An 18,990-nucleotide genomic window follows, 5' to 3' on the forward strand; every position below is an offset into this window, starting at 1 on the left:
CTATAGCTGTGTGGTCAGACCACAGGCTATGCTGTGGTCCGACCACACAGTTCCCGCCTGGAGAGCCCCGATGACTGATCGCCAGATGCCTCGCTGGTCCGAGCTGAAGCCGCTGCTCCGGGCCAAGCCGGTGACCCTGAATCCGACCGACCGGCGACTCGAGAGAGCGCTGACCATCGCGGACCTCCGCGCGATCGCGAAGCGCCGGACGCCGCGCTCGGTGTTCGACTACACCGACGGCGCGGCCGAGTCCGAGATCAGCCTGCAGCGGGCCCGCCAGTTGTTCTCCGAGATGGAACTGCAGCCGTCCATCCTGCGCAACGTCTCTGACATCGACCTCGGTACGACGATCCTGGGCAAGCGGTCGGAGTTGCCGTTCGCGTTCGCGCCGACCGGGTTCACCCGGATGATGAACCACGAAGGCGAGAGCGCGGTGGTCAAGGTCGCCGAGCGGATCGGCATCCCGTACGCGCTCTCCACGATGGGCACCACCTCGATCGAAGATGTGGCAGCCGCTGCTCCGGAGGCCCGGAAGTGGTTCCAGCTCTACGTCTGGAACGACCGCTCGGCCGGCGAGGACCTGGTGAAGCGTTCGGCCGCGGCCGGCTACGAGGCGCTGATGCTGACTGTCGATGTTCCGGTCGCCGGAGCACGCCTCCGCGACGTACGGAACGGATTCACGATTCCGCCGTCGCTGACGGTCAAGACAGTGCTGGACGCGTCGATGCATCCGGCTTGGTGGGCGAATCTGCTGACGACCCGGCCGTTGACGTTCGCGTCGCTGTCCAGCTGGGGCGGAACGGTCGCGGACCTGCTGAACCAGCTCTTCGACCCGACGATGACCATCGATGACCTGAACTGGCTGCGCTCCATCTGGGACGGCCCGCTGATCGTCAAGGGCATCCAGACCGTCGAGGATGCTCGCCGGGTCGTCGATGCAGGCGCGGACGCGATTGTGCTGTCGAACCACGGCGGCCGCCAGCTCGACCGGGCGCCGACGCCGCTGCGGATCCTGCCGGCTGTCCGAGAGGCCGTCGGCACCGATGCCGAGGTCTACCTGGACACCGGCATCATGAGCGGCGCTGACATCGTCGCGGCTCTGGCGCTGGGTGCGGATGCCTGTCTGGTCGGACGCGCCTACCTGTACGGGCTGATGGCAGGGGGAGAGCGCGGCGTTGCCCGGGCTGCGGAGATCCTCACTACCGAGGTCCGGCGCACCATGGCCCTGCTCGGCGTCCCCAGCGTGGCCGACCTCAACCCCTCCCACGTCCGCCTGCCCTAGAGGACCCCGCGGCTCCTGGCCTCCCTGGCGTAGCAGCCCCCGCCCGGAAACTGTTGCGCCAGGACTTGCCCTGCTCTAGCAAGGCCCTGGCGGCCCGTTGCGTTGGCAAGGAGCTTGCTGGGGTTGGTCTACAGCGGCAGCTGGGCCGTGATCCTCAACCCGCCGGTCGGAGTACGGCTGGCTGTCAGCGTGCCGCCGAGCGCGGTGGCACGCTCGCGCATTCCGATGATGCCGTTGCCTTCCTTGGGCGGCCCCACGAGGGAGTCGCCGTCGTCGTCCACCTGCAGCACGAGCGCCTGCTCGCCGTACTGGATGCGTACGGTCGCGGCGGTGGCCTTCGCGTGCCGGACGACGTTGGTGAGCGACTCCTGGATGATGCGGAATGCCGCGCGGTCGAGGCCGGTCGGGAGAGGTCGCGGGTCGCCGTGGACGATCGCGTGCACCTCCAGCCCGGCGCGCGACGTCCGGCTGATCAAGTGATCGAGGCGATCGAGGCCTGCCACGGGTTGGCGTGGTGCTGCCTCGTCGGGCTGGCGCAGGATGCCTACGATCGAGCGCAGGTCCACCAGCGCCTCCTTGCTGGCCTCCTTGATCGCTGCGAGCGCCGGACCGGCTTGCTCCGGCTGCCGATCAACCAGGTGTAGCGCCGTCGACGCCTGCACGTTGATCAGCGAGATGTGGTGAGCCACCACGTCGTGCAACTCCTGTGCGATCCGCAGACGTTCCTCGCCTGCCTTGCGAAGTTCCTCCTCGCGACGGGTCTCGTTGGAAGCCATCACGCGCTCCCGGTGGCCACGGAAGAGCTCGGCCACGAATCCGAGCACGACGAAGCAGGTACCGACCAGCAGGATCTGGTAGATGCCCTGCCCGTTGATCCCGAGGACCAGCCGGCCCAGGACGTGCCCGGCGTACAGCGCGACGATCGCTGTCCAACCGGCCAGTCGGTGGCCGGTGCGGATCGCTGTGAAGACGGCTATGACGAAGCTGAAGATCACCGGGCCGTACGCGTATTGCATCAGCATGTAGACCAGCGTCGAGAGGACTGTTGCCCACAGCACCGGGACGGGCCTGGTCCGGAGCCAGTAGAGCGACACCGAGCCGATCAGCACGAGCACGATCATGAACCAGTCGGCGGCCCGCCGGTCCTGCTCGCCGCGTGATGCTCCCAGCGAGCCGAAGACCGCCACGAACGACACCACCGCAGGCAGCAGTACCCGCCTTGCGCGGGTCGCGAGCGAGGGCTCAACAGCGGTCACCCTCGAACCGTAAGGGCCAGTACGACCCGCTGTCATCGGCGCCACGGCGTACTTCGCGCTGCTTCGTCTGCAGTACGCCGAACTGCGCTTGGGTGGCCCAGTACTGGCTCAGTACTTCGTCTTGTAGATGTTTTCCTCGTAGCTGGGCCCGTAGTAGTTCTCCAGCTCGGCCAGGTCGTCGCCCTGTCGGTCCAGCGCCTTCGCGATCTTGGCACGACTCGGTACTGCGTCCGGGTTCCACGTCTCGGGCTTCCACACCTTCGACCGCAGGAACGCCTTCGAGCAGTGGTGGAAGATCTCTTCGATCTCCACCAGCAGGGCCAGCTGCGGCCAGCTGCCCTTCACCACCATGTCGTCGAAGAACGGCGCGTCCCGCACGATCCGGGCCCGGCCGTTGATGCGCAGGGTCTCGCCCCGCCCCGGCAACAGATAGATCAGCCCGACGTGCGGATTGCTGATGATGTTGGTGAAGCCGTCGATGCGGCGGTTGCCGGCCCGCTCCGGGATGGCGATCGTGGTGTCGTCCAGCACCTTGGTGAAGCCAGCCGGGTCGCCCTTGGGGGAGACGTCGCAGCTGCCGTCGGCGGCCGAGGTGGCGATCAGGCAGAACGGCGATTCCGCGAGCCACTGCCGGTCGAGCTCGTGCAGCTCCTTGCGGGTCTTGTCCGAGGCGTGCTGCAACGGCTGCGGTACGACCTCGCGCAGCTCGTCGTACGAGGTGATCTCGACCATTCCGGCGATGTCCATCAGGCGGCGCACTCCTCTACCTGAGACGACTGGGCCACCCTGCTGGCGGACCGCGTCCGTGCGGCCCATCGTACGGCGGGACCAGTCGCGCAACTGGTCCCCAGGAACAGTGCACCGACCACCATCCAGCCGATCGGACCCCAGCCGAGTACCAGTGTCGTCAACAGGGCTGGGCCGAGCATCCGGGCGATCGCGGGTCCCGTACCGAAGAAGCCTTGGTACTGCCCTTGCTTGTCGGCCGGAGCCAGTCCGAAGCTGATTTCCCGCGCCCCGGAAGCCAGCTTCATCTCACCAACGGTCAGTAGCGCCGCAGCGATCGCCAGTACTGCGGCAGCGCCGGCAGGGGCCATCCCGAAGGCGGTGAGGGCGAAGACTCCGCACGCCGCCAGCATCGCGACTCCGGCGAACCGGATAGAGCGAGTGGCCGTACGGAGGTTGGCGACGCTCCGGGCAATCCGCACTTGGAACAGCGTGACGCCAAGCGTGTTGATGATCAGCAGCGACGGGTGAAGAAGAGCGCCGAGGTGACGATGAATTTCGATCTGTCACCGTGCTGGTCATCTCGGTCTCCTCGGTCTCGATGATTCGAGCCTAGGAGCGTGGCGGCCCAGAGGTCAGATCCACTTCTGGGCGGTTTCGATGGGCCAATCTCCACGGATCGTGGAGCTTGGATCGATTGCCCCTGTGGACAACCACGGATCGCGCCGAAAGCGACGGCACCTTTTAGGTATGAGCTTTCAAGACCTTCCCAAGAACTGGTCCGAGTTCCCCCTCTCGGACCCCACCCTCGCCGCCGATGTCGTCGATCTGCAGATCAACGTGGGGGACCGGCGGCTCGGCATCTTCAAGGCCCTGCTCTGCGACCAGGAGGACCGCTTCTTGATGACCGTCGACCTCAACCTGCCCGGTCGCATCCAGGATGTGCGACCGAGTTCCTGCAGCAAGCTCCTCGAGCCCGTGGCGATACCGCTGCAAGACCTGCCGGGTGGTGGTGCCCTCGTACTGGCGCTGGGGCGACCAGGGCCGGCTGAGTGGCCCGCGGTCGACAGCGAATGGGCCGAGGCGGCCACCCAGGCCTGCCGCGCGGTCGGCGTGCGACTGATCGGCTTCTACATAGCCACGACCTACCAGGTCCGAAGAGCGGAGGTCTCCGCCATCGCATAACCCCGACCTACTGCAGCCAACTGCGCCCGCCTAGATGGCCGAGTACAGCTAGAAGCGGAGCGGCCGTGGCGTCGTGCCGACCTCTGTCGCCTCTTCGTCCGTGTTGCCACCGTCGGACTGGCGACGTCTGTCCGTCGGGACTACCTGACGCCGCGGGGACGGAACTGAATGCTGATGCGCGGGCCGATCCGGCCGGACGCCTTGGGAATTGCGTGTTCCCAGGTGCGCTGGCAGGAACCGCCCATCACGATCAGGTCGCCGTGCCCGAGCGGATACCGGATCGTCGAACTGACCGGACCGCTCGCGCTTCCGGGGCGCGGGCGCAGGGCCAGGACCCGAGGCTCGCCCACCGAAAGGATCGCCACCATGGTGTCCTCCCGATTACCCCGGCCGATCCTGTCGCCGTGCCAGGCGACGCTGTCCCGCCCGTCGCGGTAGAAGCACAATCCGGCGGTCCGGAACGGTTCGCCGAGCTCGTCGACATAGTGCTCGGTCAGTAGGTCGCGCGCCTCGTCGAGGATCGGCATCGGAAGGTCGTCGGTCTCCCCGTAGAAGCACAACAGCCGGGGCACGTCCACGACCCGGTCGTACATCCGCCGGCGCTCCTCGTGCCACGGCACGTCGGCGGCCAGCCGCTCGTACAACTGATCCGCTCCGGTCAGCCACCGGGGCAGCACATCGATCCACGCACCTTGACTGAGTTCCGTCCGCTGGATCCCGTCCAGCGAACCCAGCGCCGGATCCTCGAACGCGTCCAACAAGGAGGCCTGAAGGTCAGCAGCCATACCCCTACAGTACCTGAACTCGAACAGACGTTCGTATCGAACCCAGATGTCCCGTCCCAGCCGAATCGTCTCGATGCCTCTGGCCGGCCGCCGGCGGCACGTCGACGCGTTGGTGGGTGTCGTGGTGTCACCGGCGTATCGCCCGCCCAGGATGTCGCGGCGTCGCCGACTGTATTGCCCGGCAAGGATGCCGCTGCATCGTCGCCGGTGCTACCCGCCGATGGAATCGAGCTCCGCGACCGCGTCGGCCGGCAGGACCAGGTCGGCGGCGGCGAAGTTCTCGCGCAGGTGGTCCACGGAGGAGGTGCCAGGGATCAGGACAGTGGTCGCCGAGCGCTGTAGAAGCCAGGCCAATGCGACCTGCTGCGGCGAGGCGCCCAGCCGGGCGGCGACGTTGGTGAGCGTCTCGGACTGGAGTGGGCTGAAGCCGCCGAGCGGGAAGAACGAGGCATAGGCGATGCCCTCGGCTGCACAGCGGGCCACGAGCGCGTCGTCGCTCCGGTTGGCCAGGTTGTAGAGGTTCTGCACGGTGACGACCGGCGCGATGGTCTGCGCCTCGGTGAGCTGGGCATCGGAGACGCCGCTAAGGCCCAGGTGGCGGATCAGTCCCTGCTGCTTGAGCTCGGCCAGAACGGTGAACTCCTTCTCGATGGACTCGTCGGTCGGGCCCTCGACCGCGCCGACGCGCAGGTTGACGGCGTCCAGGGTGTCCAGGCCGAGGTGTTCCAGGTTCTCGCGAACCTGCGCCTTGAGGTCCCCCGGCTCCAGTGAGGGAATCCAGCTGGCGTCGTCGCCGCGGCGAGCGCCGACCTTGGTGACGATGTGCAGCTCCGCCGGATAGGGGTGCAGGGCTTCCTTGATCAGTTCGTTGACGACAACCGGGCCGTAGAAGTCGCTGGTGTCGATGTGGGTGATGCCCAGCTCGACCACCTCGCGCAGTACGGCGAGGGCCTGGTCGCGGTCCTTCGGGGGTCCGAAGACGCCGGGGCCGGCCAGTTGCATAGCGCCGTAGCCCATCCGGCTGATGGTGAGGTCATCCGCGAGCGGGAGGGCGCCGCCGGGAAGGGTGGAGGTCATGGTGTCGCGCCTTTCGGTTTGCTCTGGATACTGCAGCTCGGCTACCTGGTCGCCGCAGGAGAATTGACTAACCGGTTACCCAAAACACAGTACTTATGGCTAACCAGTTAGTCAATCGCTAGACTGCGGCCGACAGGAGAGGTGATCTGATGGGCAAGGCGGAGGCGACCCGGGAGCGGATCCTGGAGGCGGCCATGGCGGAGTTCTCCGCATACGGCGTGGCCGGGGCGCGGGTCGATCGGATCGCCAGGAACGCCGGGTGCAACAAGAACCTGATCTACGTCTACTTCGATAACAAGGAGACGCTGTTCACCACGGTGCTGGAGAAGAATCTCCTACGGGTCTACGAGGACCTTGCGTTCACGGCGGACGACTTGCCGGGCTACGCCGCGCGGGTATTCGACTACACGATGGCGCATCCCGACCTGATGCGGCTGATGGCGTGGTCCAACCTCGAACTGAAGGCGGCCAACCCGGCCACGCGAGCCGAGGTCCACGGAGGCAAGGTCGCCGAGCTGGCAGCGGCGCAAGACAACGGCAAGGTGAACCCGGCCTTCCCGCCGACGTTCCTCCTGACGACCATCATGACGCTGGCCACCGCCTGGACCGCGGCGAATCCCTACGGTCCGTCCCTCGACCCCGAAGCGGTCAAGGATCCCGCTGCACTACGCGAAAACATCGTCGAGACCATCAAGCTGATCACCCGACCCGAGTAGCGCAACCCGTCCGCGAACTGTTCGGCCGGCGACTGCCCGCGAACAGCAAGGTGCCCTGGTCCCCGAACGGAGAGCAGGGCACCTCTGCAGCTGGAGGAAACTAGCTGACGCTGAACGTCTTCGTCGCGGACACGCTGGTTGCGTGATCGGCGTCGGCCTGGAAGACCGCTCGGTAGGTGTAGCTGCCGCGGGCGGTCGGCTTGATGCCGAAGGCGTAGTTGCCCGTCGAGTTCAACTTGGTCGAGGTGATCGTCGTCCAGGTGGATCCGCTCAACCGCTGCAGATAGATCGGCGAACCGGCATGCTGCGGGCGGACGTATCCGTAGAAGCTGGTCGACGACCCCAGCTTGATCGCTGTAGAGGTGAGGTTCGCCGTGATCGTCGGCCGGACATCGATGGTGAAGTTGCCCGTTCGCGAGCCCAGCAGGTCGGGCGAGCCGTCATAGCCCCACGCGACCACGGTGTTGACGCTCGGCTTGTAGGACACGCTGAACGTTCCGGTCGCACTGGTCGTCAGCCAGGTGATCGCGCGCCAGGTCGTGCCGTTCTTGTCCCGCCCGTAGAGGGTGATCTTCTGACCAGCCACCGGCGCCTTCGTGTCGATCCGGGTCACGGCGCCGCTCAACGTGACCGCGCTGCCGTAGTTGATGATCGTGGCGCTCCCGCTCAACGTGGTCGCCGTGCCGATCAGCCGCGTTGTGACCGGAGCACTCAACTTGCCGCCCCGGTCCTTCACGAAGGCACTGAACGCGTAGCTGGTCGCGTTCGACAGACCTGTTGCCGTGACCGAGCCGCCTTCGCCCGCATAGACCGCGGTACCCGCGTCCGCCGTCGCCGGGGGAGTCGTGCCCGACAATCGACGGATCACGACCTGGTCCAGGTCGGTGATACCGACTGGCAACGTCCACGACAGTGCCGCGGTCGTGTAGGCGCCGGTCGCGTCGAACGCACTCACCGCGGCGGGCTTCTCGTCGACCGTGCGGAAGACAGTGCTGAACCCCCCGGTGTAGAGCTCCGTCGTCGCGCTGTCCTGAACCGCGCCGACCGAGACCCGGTACGGCGTGTTGTCCACTAGCGGCGCATCCGGCGTGATGCTGGCCGTCCTCGTGGTCTCGTCGTAGGCAACCGCACTCGGGACTGCACTGCCGGTCTTGCCATTGAGCAACCGGACCGTTTCCGCGGTGACGCTCGCGGGCGTCAGATCCCGCGCAAAGGTGACCGTCGGCTTGGCAGTTAGGGCTGCATCACCTGCGAAGTCGGCGGGCGAGATATCCCTGATCCAGAAGCGGTCGGACGTGTTGGTCACCGGCGATCCGTCACCGACGGTCACGGTGTACGCGCGGCCGTCCCGTGAGCCGTTGTAGTTGCGAACCGCGATGTAGTTGTCGCCGGCCTCGAGGTTGGCGTCGACGTAGACGCTCAGCGCCGTGGGGGTGCTGGGTTCGGTGGCGACCTGCGCTGCGCTGAGGAGTTGGAGCTGGAAGTTGCTGTACACGGAGAGGACGGGCGCGAAGTTCTGCGCGCGATTCGCCCAGTCGTACACCGGTCCGGTGACCGTCACGCGGACGGTGCGTGCAGCAGGCTCGGTGACCTTGTACCAGTCGACGTCGCCCTCCGGGCCGATGCTGCCGGTGGCGGAATTGTTGGTGATCGCCGTGGCGCGAGCTGCGACGTCGTTGCCGTCCGGGCCCGCGCTCCAGAACTCGGCCGCCCACGAACCACCCAGTGCCCTGGCGGCGTCGAGGATGCCGGCGCCGTAGTACGGGTCGAGACCGCGCGGTCCGGCGTCACGCGCCGTCGACTTGAGTCGGGCCTCGATCTGGGCGGGCGTGTAGCTCGGGAACTTGTTGCGCAGTAGCGCTGCGACTCCCGCGACCATCGGAGCCGAGAAGGAGGTGCCGCTGTTGATCCAGTACGGCTCGTAGTCGGGATCCGTCAGCGCGCGCGGCCCGGGAGCGATGATGTTCCAGCCGGGGGCCGCGATGTCGACCCAGTCGCCGTGGGTGCTGAAGCTCGTCAGCGCGGCGTTGTTGTCGGTCGCGCCGACCGCGATGACCTCCGGGTAGGCGGCCGGGTAGTTCGGCGCGTCGACACCGGTGTTGCCGGCCGCCGCGACCACGACGATGCCCTTGGCGACCGCGGCGCTGATCGCATCGTGCAGCAATGAGTTGTCGCCGTCACCGCCCAGCGACATGTTGATCACCCGGGCGCCGTTCGCCGCGGCCCAGTTGATGCCGTCGATGATCTGGGAGTCCGTCCCGCTGCCGGAGGAGTCGAGGACCTTGACCGGAAGGATCTTCGCGTTCCAGGCGACCCCGGCGACTCCGACCGCGTTGCTCGTGCTGGCGCCGATGATGCCGGACGTCATCGTGCCGTGCCCGTTGTCGTCGTTCGGCGCCTGGCCGGGGGAGATCACGTTGCGGCCCGCCAGCACCTTGCCGGCCAGGTCCGGGTGGCCGGCGTCGATGCCGGTGTCCAGCACGGCGACGGTCTGCGTGCCGGCGCTCTTGCTGAGGTCCCAGGCCTCGGGCATCCGGATCGTTGTCAGATAGGGCTTCTGGTACTGCGTGTAGAACTGGTCGTTCGGCACGGCGGCCGCCTTGCGGATGTAGTCCAAGGAGGCGAGCGCGACACTCGGGTCGGCCTTCAGCTTCTTCAGCAGGTCAGGAGCCGCCTGGTCGCTGGTGACCTTGACGACGTCGCTCGTGACCGAGTCGGCCGTGCGGCCCTGGGCCTTGCCGAGCGCCTTCTGCCGGGTCGCGGACGACGTACGAGCCTTGAACTTCACGAGCACGGACTTCGCGTCATAGGCGGGTTTCCCCGCGTCCGCGGAGCGACCGGCGGACTTCACGTGGTACGGCTGCGGTTGCGCGGCGACACCGGACGAGCCTGTGACGGTGACCAGGGTGGCGGCTACCAGAGCAGCGGGCACGCCGAGGCGGAGCAGTGAAACAGGGCGGATGAACAACGTGGACCCCCCCAAGGGGCTCAGAGTGACATTCTGGCGGGAGTATGTCAGAGGCGGGGACCAACTTTCGGGGAAGCCAGGATGTCAATAGCTGCAACTGTGCTCCGACGTTCCGGCGGAACCGCCCGTGCCGGGCGGGATTTCCGGGAGCTGGCGAGGAGAATCCATGAAGTACATGCTGCTGATCCGACCAGACGTCGACTTCTCCGGTGAGGTGCCGGCCGATATGGTGGCCGCCACCGAGGCCTGGGTGAAGGAGATGACAGAGCGCGGCGTGCGGCTGCACGGGGATGCGCTCCGGCCGGCCGCGGAGGGGAAGGGCGTCAGTCGGCGGGCGGGCAAGGTGGTCACGACGGACGGTCCGTTCGCGGAGGCCAAGGAGCAGATGGGCGGGTACGACCTGATCGACTGCCGCGATCTGGACGAGGCGGTCGAGATCGCGTCGAAGCATCCCGTCGCCGCGATCGGCATGGTCGAGATCCGTGCCGTCCAGGACCTCGGCAGCCGCGCTGATCACGGTGATCCGGGAGGGACTCGGTAGCACGGGGCGCAGGTGACGTGTCTCGCGGTGGTGAGCGGGAGTTGCGGCCCTACGCTGGGATCCCGACTGCGAGGAGACCGTCGACCATGGCTGGATCCGCACCGAGTTCCGACCTGACCGGCTGGCAGAAGGCGCCCTTCTCGGGCGGCGGACTGACCTATGACTGCTACGAGAAGGGCGCGGGCCCGGGCGTCGTCCTGATCCCTGAGATTCCAGGGATCACGCCGTATCTCCTGGGATTCGCGGATCACCTGGTCGACGAGGGCTTCACCGTCGTGATCCCCTCGCCGTTCGGCGAGCCCGGCCGCCCCGAATCTCTGGGCTATGTACTGCGAGTCGTCGCGCGGCTCTGCGTCTCCGCGGAGTTCCGCGCATTCGCCGCAGACGCCAAGCGCCCGATCACGGCGTACCTGAGAGCGGTTGCCGGCGATCTCGCAGCCCGTACTCCGGGACGCGGGGTAGGCGTGATCGGCATGTGTTTCACCGGGGGATTCGCGCTGGCGACAGCAGTCGACGACGTCGTCCTGGCGCCTGTCATGAGCCAGCCCGCGACGCCGTTCCCGCTGGGCGCCAAGCGGCGCCGCGATGCCGGGGTGTCCCACGAAGAGCTCGAGCGCATCGTGGAGCGCTCTCGCACGGACGGTCTCTGCGTTCTCGGCATGCGCTTCAGCGAGGACAGGGCAGTCCCGCCGGAACGGTTCGCCACGCTGCGCGAACAGTTGGGCGACGCCTTCGAGGTGATCGAACTCGACTCGAGCCCCGGCAATCCGGGTGGGTTCCGCAAGAGCGCCCATCAGGTCCTCACTGCTGAGGTACGCGAAGAGCCTGGCAACCTGGCCCTGGCAGCTCGCCAACGCACAGTGGAGTTCCTCCGCCAGCACCTGACCGCGCCCGCTTGATCCATCGATGGTCGAGCACGGTCGCCGGTACTTACAGGCGTTGTGCGATTACCGTCGGTGGGCATATTCGTTAAGGCGGGGTATGCAATTCCGGGGCTGTGATTAGCGCCTACGGAGATGGGGAACCGGAACAGCAAACTCAAGGTGCGTCGGTGCGGTGGGCCTACTTCCAGGCGGCGGAGTGAGTCAATTCGTTGCTCTGCGCAAAGCGGTGGGAGCCCTGTGTGAACCTCGTTGATTTGCTCTGGTCGCACCCCCTCCGGGCATGACACCATCGGCCGTCGGGGGAGAGTCTGTTATCAGGGGGCAAACGAATGGCGAAAGCCAAGCGGGTGGACCACGAAAACGGTTCCGAAGGACCGAGCTGGTCGCTGGACCGTTCGGCAGGAGACGCGGAGGTCGATTATTCGGACTGGGATCCGGACGACACCGAAGAACGTCGTGTCCTCAGCTCGGGCCAACACGACGGGTCACCTGATGAAACCGGCCGGCCGGCCAAGAACGGTCATGGCCAGAACGGAGCGGCTGACGTGAACGGATTGTCCGCCGCCAGCGTGGACCAGCCAGGCGGCCACAACACCCGAGGCGCGCGGAAGCCCCGCAGCAGCCAGAACACTGACGACAGCGAGAAGACGAAGGCCGACCAGAGCGGCGGCGCCGACGAGAGCCCCCAGGCCGACCAGCCGACTCCGATGGACGAAAACACCGAAGCCGGCCAGACCGCTGAGATGGACGAAAGCACCGAAGCCGGCGAGACCGCTGTGGCGGACGAAAGCACGGAAGCTGTCCCGGCGACGGTAGTGGACGAGAGCGCCGAGAGCGACCAGGTCACTGCGGTTGACGAGGGCACCGAAGCCGACCACACCACGGCGGTAGATGAAGGCACCGAGGCCGACCAGACCACGGCGATTGACGAAGGCACCGAGGGCGGCCAGGATCTGCAGTCCGACCAGGACGTGCGGGGCGGCCAGAACGGAAACGACGCCGGCGTCGACGGGCAGGACGATCAGGTCCGCCCAGGTGGTTGGCAGGCGGAGTACGAAGCTGGTCACAGTGCTCAGGAGGTCACGCAGCCGCGTCCAGCGCACTTCGGGACGCCGGTCCGCGTGGACGAGATCGCCCTTGCTGCCAAGGCGTTGTCCGAAGAATTGCACTCTGCGGTCGAGGGGCTGTCCCAGTCAGTCGAGTCCCGGCAGTTCCGGCGCGAGCTGGATGAAGCCGCCGACACGATCCGTTCGATCGCCACTGAGCTGGAGACGACCGCCGGCAACCTGGTTCGCCTTGTTGCGAACGAAGGTGAGTCCTGCGGAGTCACCTGGGGCGTCTGCCCAGAACACGGCCTCACCTTGATGAACGTCGGTGAGACCGTCAGCTGCCACGTGCTCGGCTGCTACCTCGAGCCCGAGGGATCGGTCGAGCGCTGCGCTCACCCCGTCGCCTACAAGGTCGTCGATGCGGCCGGGCCGGCGTTGTTCGCCTGCTCAGGTCACGCGATCGCTTGCCGGCTGCACTTCGAAGGCGCCGTCATCACCTTGGCCACAGATAACCTCGAGCTGCTCTGACAGCTACCTGCCGTTCCGGCAGCATCCTGACAGGTTGGTCCGCCGTCTCGACGGACCAACCTTCACCGTGGAACGTCAGAGAGCGGTTACTGGATGCGGCAGGACGTCAACTGGTCGTTGGCGTTGGGGCTGAGTGTGGTGAAGTTCTGGGTGTCAGCAGTTCGGGTCCAGCTCTGACCGGTGAAGTTGTCCTCAGCGTAGATGGTGACCGACCAGCCCGCTGGAACACGCACCGAGGACGCCCAGTTGTCCTGGACGCCGGCCGCTTGCAACTGGGCTCGGGTGTAGTTGCCCTTGGCAAGCGTGCTGCCGGCTGCCCCGCCGTAGTCCACGTGCTCGAAGAAGATCACGCCACCGGTGCCCTGGCTCGGCATCGGCGGCGTCGGCCTGGTCGCGGTCAGCGGGATCTGGCCCTTGAACATCCGGCCCCCGTCATTGGTGAGCCGCAGGTAGTAGTCCGACGAGCAGGCCGTGCCGTCCTCGTTGAGCGCGCGGATCCCTGAGCCGGTGGGAACCCAGGCAGAGGTCTCGGCGGTCTTGGCGATCTGGTTGCCCTCGTTGTACTCGTCGAACATCGAGATGTAGAGGCCCTGCACGCCGACCCTTTTGAGGTTGTAGAACTGTCGCCACATCAGGTCGCCGTGCCGCCGGTGACCCGACTGCAGATCGCCCGGGATCACGCACGGCTGATAGTCGATGCCGTGCGCGTTGCAGTCGGCCTGGTCCTGCTGATTCACGTTGTTGTAGTAGTGATCCGCGCCTGCGACGTCGCTGATCCGGCCGACCATCCAGGGCGAGATCATGTTGAACGCGTGGTAGACGTCGAGGTAGCCGGGGCGCGAGTCCTCGTTGCCGGGCAGCCAGTGCGTCGGCACCCCACCGATGACGTAGCAGCCCTGGCCCTTGAACCAGTTGATGACGTCGAGACAGGCCGAGGCGGGGAACGCCTTGTTGGCCTCGTTGAACCCGAAGCCCCAGATGCAGACGACCGGCTTGCCGTTCTGTCGCGCGTACGCCGGGGACGACGTGTACGCCGACATCTTGTTGGTCCAGTCGGCTTTCATCTCCGGCTGCATGTTCGTCCAGCCGGTCGCGTCGTACATGATGTAGAACTTCCGGCCGTACTGCTCGGCGGCCTGCCGGACCTTGGCCGCCATCGCGTCGCGAGTGGGTCCCTCGTCGCCGGTCGGATTGAACCGCTGTAGTGCGGCCGTATCACAGCCGTTCTGCTGCATCCAGAGGAAGTGCGTGTTGACGGTTTGCTGGTCATACGACGAGAACAGCTTGGCCGGCTGGCCGTTGCCGAGGTTCGCGTACGCCGTCTGGAAGGTCCTCGTGTACTCGCGGACGTCGGGCCAACTGGCGATCGTGGTGTTGCTGGGTGACGGCGGCTGGGAGCTGTCGCGACTCCAGTGCCACCATCTGTTGATGGGGGAGCCGTCGCCGGTGCAGGCGAACCAGCCCTGGTAGCCGACGCTGATCTTGCCGACGACGTCGCCGACAGGACTGGCCATCGGGGTGGCTGTCGTGGAAGAGGCCGCGGAGGCGGCGACCGATCCGGCGACCGTGGTTCCGGCAGCTGCGGTGGCCGCTGATGCGGCCAGGAAAGTACGGCGTGTGAGTGCCATGTGCAGGCTCCTGGTGGGGGCGGGCAGGACTGCGGAGAGTGGCGCCGAGCGTACAAACGGTCGCTAGACAGCGCAAGTGCTCGCTGCAAAAGCTTGACGAAGTTCTGCAAAATCGGGATCTATCTCTCTCAGAGACCGTTCCCGCATGGCGGAGAGCGCGGTCTCGCCGCCTGACGGCAATCTGATGGTGATCCGAAGAAACTTGCGCGCAACATCTTGACGCAGCGTGTGCCCGTACTTAGTTTGTTGGCTCAACAGACAAAGTCTGTGATCGGCATCACAGTCCTGTTCCGACCGTCCATCGGTGCAGGCGCAGCGGAGGTGCCGTTCTCCTGTCGGGAGGGGGTGGGGCGAAATGATGCTGTCCGACGGCAGCCGTCCGGGCCGTGGTGTGGTCGCCGCGGACCACGTGTCGCTCCGCCGCAACAACCTGTCCGTCGTCCTGCGGCACGTCCGGGAGATGGGATCGCGCTCTCGCGCTCGCATCGCCGCGGACACGGGGCTCAACAAGGCAACCGTGAGCAGCCTCGTCGCTGAGCTCGTCGAGCGCGGCCTGCTCCGCGACGGCCGGGCGGAGTCGGAGCGCGGTGCTCTCGGCCGCCCGGGCCAGCTCGTCGAACTCGACGGAAGCGCCGTGTGCGGTGTGGGCGCCGAGATCAACGTCGACTACCTCGCGGTGACCGCACTGGACCTCAGCGGCGTGACGGTGATCGAACGCCGCGTCCCGCTCGACGTCGCACACCTGGACCCCGGTACGACGCTGGACCAGCTGGCCGAGCTGATTCGTGAGGCGGTGACCGCGGTGCATACCCGTGGCGGTCAGACGGCCGGCGTCACCTTGGCTGTGCCCGGCTTGGTCCAGAGTGCGACCGGCTTGCTCAAGCTCGCGCCGAACCTCGGCTGGACAGAGGTCCCGGTGGTAGGGGAGATGCGCGCCCGGCTCGGCGACCCGTCGTACCCGGTGCGGGTGGACAACGAGGCGAACCTGGCCGCGCTCGCAGCGTATTCGGAGCTGAAGGGCGGCGCCGAGGGCAAGGCCGAGGACATCGTGCTGCTGACGGGTGCGGTCGGTGTGGGCGGTGGCATGGTCACCGGCGGGCACCTACTACGCGGTGGGCACGGGTTCAGCGGCGAGGTCGGGCACATGCCGGTCGCCCCGGCCGGTGGCATCTGTGGTTGTGGCCGGACCGGTTGCTGGGAGACGGTCGTCGGCCTCACCGCTTTGTTGAACAAGGCAACTGATCCGGACGATCCGGTGCGCGACCCGTCGCTCGACGTGGAGCAGCGGCTGGCGGAGATCACCCGGCGGGCCGATGCAGGGGGAGCACGGACGCTGCGGGCGTTGGCAGATGTCGGTACCTGGCTGGGAATTGGGGGAGCGATCCTGGTGAACATCCTGAACCCTGACGTGCTCGTGCTGGGCGGTTACTTCGCCGTGCTCGGGCCATGGCTGAAAGAACCGCTGGAGAGCGCGATCCGGGACCGGGTGATCGCCCCTGACGGCGGCGGCTGCCGCGTGGTCCAGTCCGAGCTCGGTTTCACCGCGGCGGTTCGCGGCGGTGCGCAGATCTCGCTGGACCAGGTCTTCCTCGACCCGACCCTGGTCGGTCGTGACGCGGCAGGAGTAGCCCAATGACCGAAGAACTGCTGCGGATGACCGGGATCGTCAAGGAGTTCCCCGGGGTACGGGCGCTGGACGGTGTCGATCTCGACGTACGACGAGGCGAGGTGCACTGTCTCCTCGGTCAGAACGGTGCTGGGAAGTCCACGCTGATCCGCGTCCTCACGGGGGCGCACCAGCCCGACGCCGGCACGATCCTTGTCAACGGCAACGAGGTCTCGCTGAACAGCCCGACGGACTCGATGCGGCTCGGCATCGCCGCGATCTACCAGGAACTGGATCTCGTACCTGACCTGACGGTCGCCGAGAACGTGTTCCTCGGACACGAGCCGGCCAGGTTCGGCCTGACCCGCCGACACGAGGCGAACGTCCGCGCTCGCGAGCTCCTGAAGGGCCTCGGGCACGGCGAGATCCCGCCCGGTCGGACAGTCGGACTTCTCTCGGCCGCGGGTCAGCAGGTCGTGAGCATGGCCAGAGCGCTCTCCCGTGAGGCTCGGCTGATCGTGATGGACGAGCCCTCCGCGGTGCTCGACTCCGAAGAGGTCGACAACCTGTTCCGGGTGATCCGCGACCTGACTTCTCGTGGCGTCGCCATCGTCTACATCTCGCACCGGCTCGAAGAGATCCGGCAGATCGGTGACAGGGTCACCGTGCTGAAGGACGGCGCCACCGTCGCGACGGGCCTCGACGCCCGGCAGACCCCGACGGCGGAGCTGATCAGGCTGATGACCGGCCGCTCGATCGAGTATGTCTTCCCGCCGCGTGCCGAGGTCCCGGCCTCCGCGCCGGTCGTCCTCGAGGTGGAGAACCTCTCCCGGCCGCGGGAGTTCGCCCAGATCGCGTTCTCCGTCCGCGCGGGCGAGATCCTCGGCCTCGCCGGACTCGTCGGCTCGGGCCGTTCCGAAGTACTCGAGACCGTGTACGGCGCGCGCCGGGCCGCAACCGGCGTCGTCCGGGTGGACGGGGTGGAACTCCGGCCGGGCCAGGTGCAGGCCGCGGTACGCGCTGGGGTCGGGTTGGCTCCGGAGGAGCGCAAGAGTCAGGCGTTGCTGCTCGACGAGGCGGTCTACAAGAACATCACCGTGTCGAGCCTGGGCCGTTTCGCCAGCGGCGGGTTCCTCAACGGCAGAGCCGAGCGCGAAGCCGCGGAGGACCTGACGAAGGCGCTGGATGTCCGTCCGGCCGGCGTGGAGCATCCCGTCCGCAACCTGTCCGGCGGCAACCAGCAGAAGGTCGTGCTGGCTCGCTGGTTGCTCCGGGACTGCCGGGTGTTGCTGCTCGACGAACCCACCCGGGGAGTCGACGTGGGAGCGCGTTCCGAGATCTACGCGCTCGTTCGCAAGCTGGCCGCAAACGGGGTCGCGATCGTGCTGGTCTCCAGCGAGGTCGAGGAGGTGCTCGGTCTGGCCGACCGGGTCGTGGTGATGCGGGAGGGGCGGGCCGTGCACACGGGTCCCGCGCAGGACATCGACGAGCATCGGGTCCTGGACCTGGTGATGGAAGGAAGTGCCGTGTGATGAGTGAGGAAGTCGCACGATCCGAGACAGCCCAGGCCCAGGCAACGCAGGATCAGCCGGCCCAGGACGGGGCAGCCCAGGACGGGGCAGCCCAGAACGGGGCAGCCCAGAGCCAGACGGGCCATGGCCAGGCGATGATCGAGGTCGACCCGACCGCGCCGAAGTCGCCCCGCGACGGCCGCGGCAGCGGAGCGTCCACCACGGTCGGCAATCTGCTGAAGGGCGGAGCCGGCCGCAACATCGGCCTGGTGGTCGCGCTGGTCCTGCTCTGCGTCGTCGGCGTCGTCACCGCGGGCGACCGTTTCGCCAGCGGCCCGAACGTGCTGACGATTCTCCGGCTGGCCGCCGTGATCGGCGTGGTCAGCATCGGCATGACCTTCGTGATCACCGGCGGCGGCATCGACCTGTCCGTCGGGGCGATGGTCGCGCTCGCCTCCGTCTGGGCGACCACGCTCGCCACCCAGCAGTTGGCCGCGGACTACCACTGGATCTTCATGGTCAGCACCGCGCTGCTGGTCGGTGCTGCTTGCGGCCTGGTGAACGGACTACTAGTTGCCTACGGCAAGATAGTTCCCTTCATCGCGACGCTCGCGATGCTTGCGGGCGCCCGCGGTCTGGCGGAGATCCTGTCCGACCGCAAGACCCAGATCATCAGCGTCAACTCGTTCCTGGACTTCTTCGGCGGCTCGCTGCTCGGGGTCCCGGTGCTGGTCTGGATGTTCGTCCTAGTCGCCGCCGCCGGCTGGGTGCTGCTCAACCGGACCACCTTCGGCCGTCGTACCTTCGCGGTCGGTGGCAACGCCGAAGCCGCCCGCCTCGCCGGTATCAAGGTCCAGCGTCATACGGTCGCGCTCTACGTGCTCGCCGGTCTGTGCTGCGGTATCGCCGCGGTGATGTTGATGGCCCGTACGACGACCGGCAGTGCCACCCACGGGCAGCTCTATGAGCTCGACGCCATCGCTGCGGTCGTGATCGGAGGCACGCTGCTCTCGGGTGGTCGCGGCACCATCGTCGGCACCGTGTTCGGCGTGCTCATCTTCACCACCCTGAACAACGTCTTCACCCTGAACAACCTGAGCATCTCTGCCCAGTCGGTGGCGAAGGGCCTGATCATCGTGATCGCGGTCCTCCTCCAGCAACGCCTGGCCGCCCGAGCCACCTGACTGGGCGATGGCGTGGGGTCAGCAATGACACCGCTCCCTAGATATCAGCAAGCCCCTGTACAAG

General features: G+C 67.1%; 16 protein-coding genes. 9 read left to right on the forward strand and 7 right to left on the reverse strand.

Annotation, left to right across the window (positions count from 1 at the left end; translation table 11 throughout):
* Positions 1-70: 70 nt before the first annotated feature.
* Entirely contained in the window at positions 71-1,282 is a 1,212-nt protein-coding gene (locus ABD210_RS19905) for an alpha-hydroxy acid oxidase (protein WP_344113266.1), read from the forward strand.
* Positions 1,283-1,410: 128 nt separating this feature from the next.
* Here ABD210_RS19905 and ABD210_RS19910 read toward each other — a convergent pair whose 3' ends face one another.
* The 3 genes from ABD210_RS19910 to ABD210_RS19920 all read right to left on the reverse strand — a co-directional run bounded on the left by ABD210_RS19910 (position 1,411) and on the right by ABD210_RS19920 (position 3,746).
* Positions 1,411-2,538, reverse strand: coding sequence for a sensor histidine kinase (locus tag ABD210_RS19910; RefSeq protein ID WP_344113268.1), 1,128 nt, complete (start codon positions 2,536-2,538; stop codon positions 1,411-1,413).
* A 108-nt stretch (positions 2,539-2,646) separates the two neighbouring features.
* Positions 2,647-3,285 carry a pyridoxamine 5'-phosphate oxidase family protein gene (locus tag ABD210_RS19915; protein WP_344113269.1) on the reverse strand — a complete coding sequence of 213 codons (639 nt, stop codon included), beginning with the start codon at positions 3,283-3,285 and terminating at the stop codon, positions 2,647-2,649.
* The gene (locus ABD210_RS19920) at positions 3,285-3,746 is read right to left on the reverse strand and encodes a hypothetical protein (protein WP_344113270.1); all 462 of its coding nucleotides are present in this window, start codon (positions 3,744-3,746) and stop codon (positions 3,285-3,287) included. Before ABD210_RS19920 ends, ABD210_RS19915 begins: the two co-directional genes overlap by 1 nt.
* Before the next feature lie 268 nt (positions 3,747-4,014).
* Here ABD210_RS19920 and ABD210_RS19925 point away from each other — a divergent pair, with 268 nt between their 5' ends.
* Complete coding sequence (locus ABD210_RS19925; RefSeq protein WP_344113272.1) at positions 4,015-4,449, forward strand: hypothetical protein; 435 nt, start codon at positions 4,015-4,017, stop codon at positions 4,447-4,449.
* Positions 4,450-4,589: 140 nt separating this feature from the next.
* Here ABD210_RS19925 and ABD210_RS19930 read toward each other — a convergent pair whose 3' ends face one another.
* Positions 4,590-5,234 carry an alpha-ketoglutarate-dependent dioxygenase AlkB gene (locus tag ABD210_RS19930; protein WP_344113274.1) on the reverse strand — a complete coding sequence of 215 codons (645 nt, stop codon included), beginning with the start codon at positions 5,232-5,234 and terminating at the stop codon, positions 4,590-4,592.
* A gap of 210 nt (positions 5,235-5,444) precedes the next feature.
* Complete coding sequence (locus tag ABD210_RS19935; RefSeq protein ID WP_344113275.1) at positions 5,445-6,311, reverse strand: oxidoreductase; 867 nt, start codon at positions 6,309-6,311, stop codon at positions 5,445-5,447.
* Between the two features lie 149 nt (positions 6,312-6,460).
* On the opposite strand from ABD210_RS19935, the gene ABD210_RS19940 reads away from it, so the two are divergent.
* Positions 6,461-7,027, forward strand: coding sequence for a TetR family transcriptional regulator (locus ABD210_RS19940; protein WP_344113277.1), 567 nt, complete (start codon positions 6,461-6,463; stop codon positions 7,025-7,027).
* Between the two features lie 100 nt (positions 7,028-7,127).
* Here the strand turns inward: ABD210_RS19940 and ABD210_RS19945 are convergent, their stop codons facing one another.
* Complete coding sequence (locus ABD210_RS19945) at positions 7,128-10,010, reverse strand: S8 family serine peptidase (protein ID WP_344113278.1); 2,883 nt, start codon at positions 10,008-10,010, stop codon at positions 7,128-7,130.
* A 151-nt stretch (positions 10,011-10,161) separates the two neighbouring features.
* Here ABD210_RS19945 and ABD210_RS19950 point away from each other — a divergent pair, with 151 nt between their 5' ends.
* The 3 genes from ABD210_RS19950 (at position 10,162) to ABD210_RS19960 (ending at position 12,997) form a co-directional block, all read left to right on the forward strand.
* Positions 10,162-10,536 carry a YciI family protein gene (locus ABD210_RS19950; protein WP_344113280.1) on the forward strand — a complete coding sequence of 125 codons (375 nt, stop codon included), beginning with the start codon at positions 10,162-10,164 and terminating at the stop codon, positions 10,534-10,536.
* Positions 10,537-10,622: 86 nt separating this feature from the next.
* Positions 10,623-11,435 carry a dienelactone hydrolase family protein gene (locus ABD210_RS19955; protein ID WP_344113281.1) on the forward strand — a complete coding sequence of 271 codons (813 nt, stop codon included), beginning with the start codon at positions 10,623-10,625 and terminating at the stop codon, positions 11,433-11,435.
* Between the two features lie 314 nt (positions 11,436-11,749).
* The gene (locus ABD210_RS19960; RefSeq protein ID WP_344113283.1) at positions 11,750-12,997 is read left to right on the forward strand and encodes a hypothetical protein; all 1,248 of its coding nucleotides are present in this window, start codon (positions 11,750-11,752) and stop codon (positions 12,995-12,997) included.
* A gap of 86 nt (positions 12,998-13,083) precedes the next feature.
* Here the strand turns inward: ABD210_RS19960 and ABD210_RS19965 are convergent, their stop codons facing one another.
* Positions 13,084-14,625, reverse strand: coding sequence for a lectin (locus ABD210_RS19965; protein ID WP_344113285.1), 1,542 nt, complete (start codon positions 14,623-14,625; stop codon positions 13,084-13,086).
* A 355-nt stretch (positions 14,626-14,980) separates the two neighbouring features.
* Here ABD210_RS19965 and ABD210_RS19970 point away from each other — a divergent pair, with 355 nt between their 5' ends.
* The 3 genes from ABD210_RS19970 to ABD210_RS19980 are packed head-to-tail and all read left to right on the forward strand — an operon-like array spanning position 14,981 to position 18,926.
* Complete coding sequence (locus ABD210_RS19970; RefSeq protein WP_344113286.1) at positions 14,981-16,261, forward strand: ROK family protein; 1,281 nt, start codon at positions 14,981-14,983, stop codon at positions 16,259-16,261.
* Positions 16,258-17,763: a sugar ABC transporter ATP-binding protein gene (locus ABD210_RS19975; protein WP_344113287.1), complete on the forward strand. Its 1,506-nt coding sequence runs from the start codon at positions 16,258-16,260 to the stop codon at positions 17,761-17,763. Before ABD210_RS19970 ends, ABD210_RS19975 begins: the two co-directional genes overlap by 4 nt.
* Positions 17,763-18,926: an ABC transporter permease gene (locus ABD210_RS19980; protein WP_344113288.1), complete on the forward strand. Its 1,164-nt coding sequence runs from the start codon at positions 17,763-17,765 to the stop codon at positions 18,924-18,926. Before ABD210_RS19975 ends, ABD210_RS19980 begins: the two co-directional genes overlap by 1 nt.
* Positions 18,927-18,990: the final 64 nt, after the last annotated feature.

It is taken from the genome of Kribbella alba (assembly GCF_039529635.1).
Lineage (GTDB): Bacteria > Actinomycetota > Actinomycetes > Propionibacteriales > Kribbellaceae > Kribbella > Kribbella alba.

What these genes read in the sequence shown, in the direction of transcription:
- ABD210_RS19905 (WP_344113266.1), top strand. Translation starts at nt 71, where the DNA reads ATGACTGATCGCCAGATGCCTCGCTGGTCCGAGCTGAAGCCGCTGCTC.
- ABD210_RS19915 (WP_344113269.1), bottom strand. Translation starts at nt 3,285, where the DNA reads ATGGACATCGCCGGAATGGTCGAGATCACCTCGTACGACGAGCTGCGC.
- ABD210_RS19925 (WP_344113272.1), top strand. Translation starts at nt 4,015, where the DNA reads ATGAGCTTTCAAGACCTTCCCAAGAACTGGTCCGAGTTCCCCCTCTCG.
- ABD210_RS19930 (WP_344113274.1), bottom strand. Translation starts at nt 5,234, where the DNA reads ATGGCTGCTGACCTTCAGGCCTCCTTGTTGGACGCGTTCGAGGATCCG.
- ABD210_RS19935 (WP_344113275.1), bottom strand. Translation starts at nt 6,311, where the DNA reads ATGACCTCCACCCTTCCCGGCGGCGCCCTCCCGCTCGCGGATGACCTC.
- ABD210_RS19940 (WP_344113277.1), top strand. Translation starts at nt 6,461, where the DNA reads ATGGGCAAGGCGGAGGCGACCCGGGAGCGGATCCTGGAGGCGGCCATG.
- ABD210_RS19950 (WP_344113280.1), top strand. Translation starts at nt 10,162, where the DNA reads ATGAAGTACATGCTGCTGATCCGACCAGACGTCGACTTCTCCGGTGAG.
- ABD210_RS19955 (WP_344113281.1), top strand. Translation starts at nt 10,623, where the DNA reads ATGGCTGGATCCGCACCGAGTTCCGACCTGACCGGCTGGCAGAAGGCG.
- ABD210_RS19960 (WP_344113283.1), top strand. Translation starts at nt 11,750, where the DNA reads ATGGCGAAAGCCAAGCGGGTGGACCACGAAAACGGTTCCGAAGGACCG.
- ABD210_RS19965 (WP_344113285.1), bottom strand. Translation starts at nt 14,625, where the DNA reads ATGGCACTCACACGCCGTACTTTCCTGGCCGCATCAGCGGCCACCGCA.
- ABD210_RS19970 (WP_344113286.1), top strand. Translation starts at nt 14,981, where the DNA reads ATGATGCTGTCCGACGGCAGCCGTCCGGGCCGTGGTGTGGTCGCCGCG.
- ABD210_RS19975 (WP_344113287.1), top strand. Translation starts at nt 16,258, where the DNA reads ATGACCGAAGAACTGCTGCGGATGACCGGGATCGTCAAGGAGTTCCCC.
- ABD210_RS19980 (WP_344113288.1), top strand. Translation starts at nt 17,763, where the DNA reads ATGAGTGAGGAAGTCGCACGATCCGAGACAGCCCAGGCCCAGGCAACG.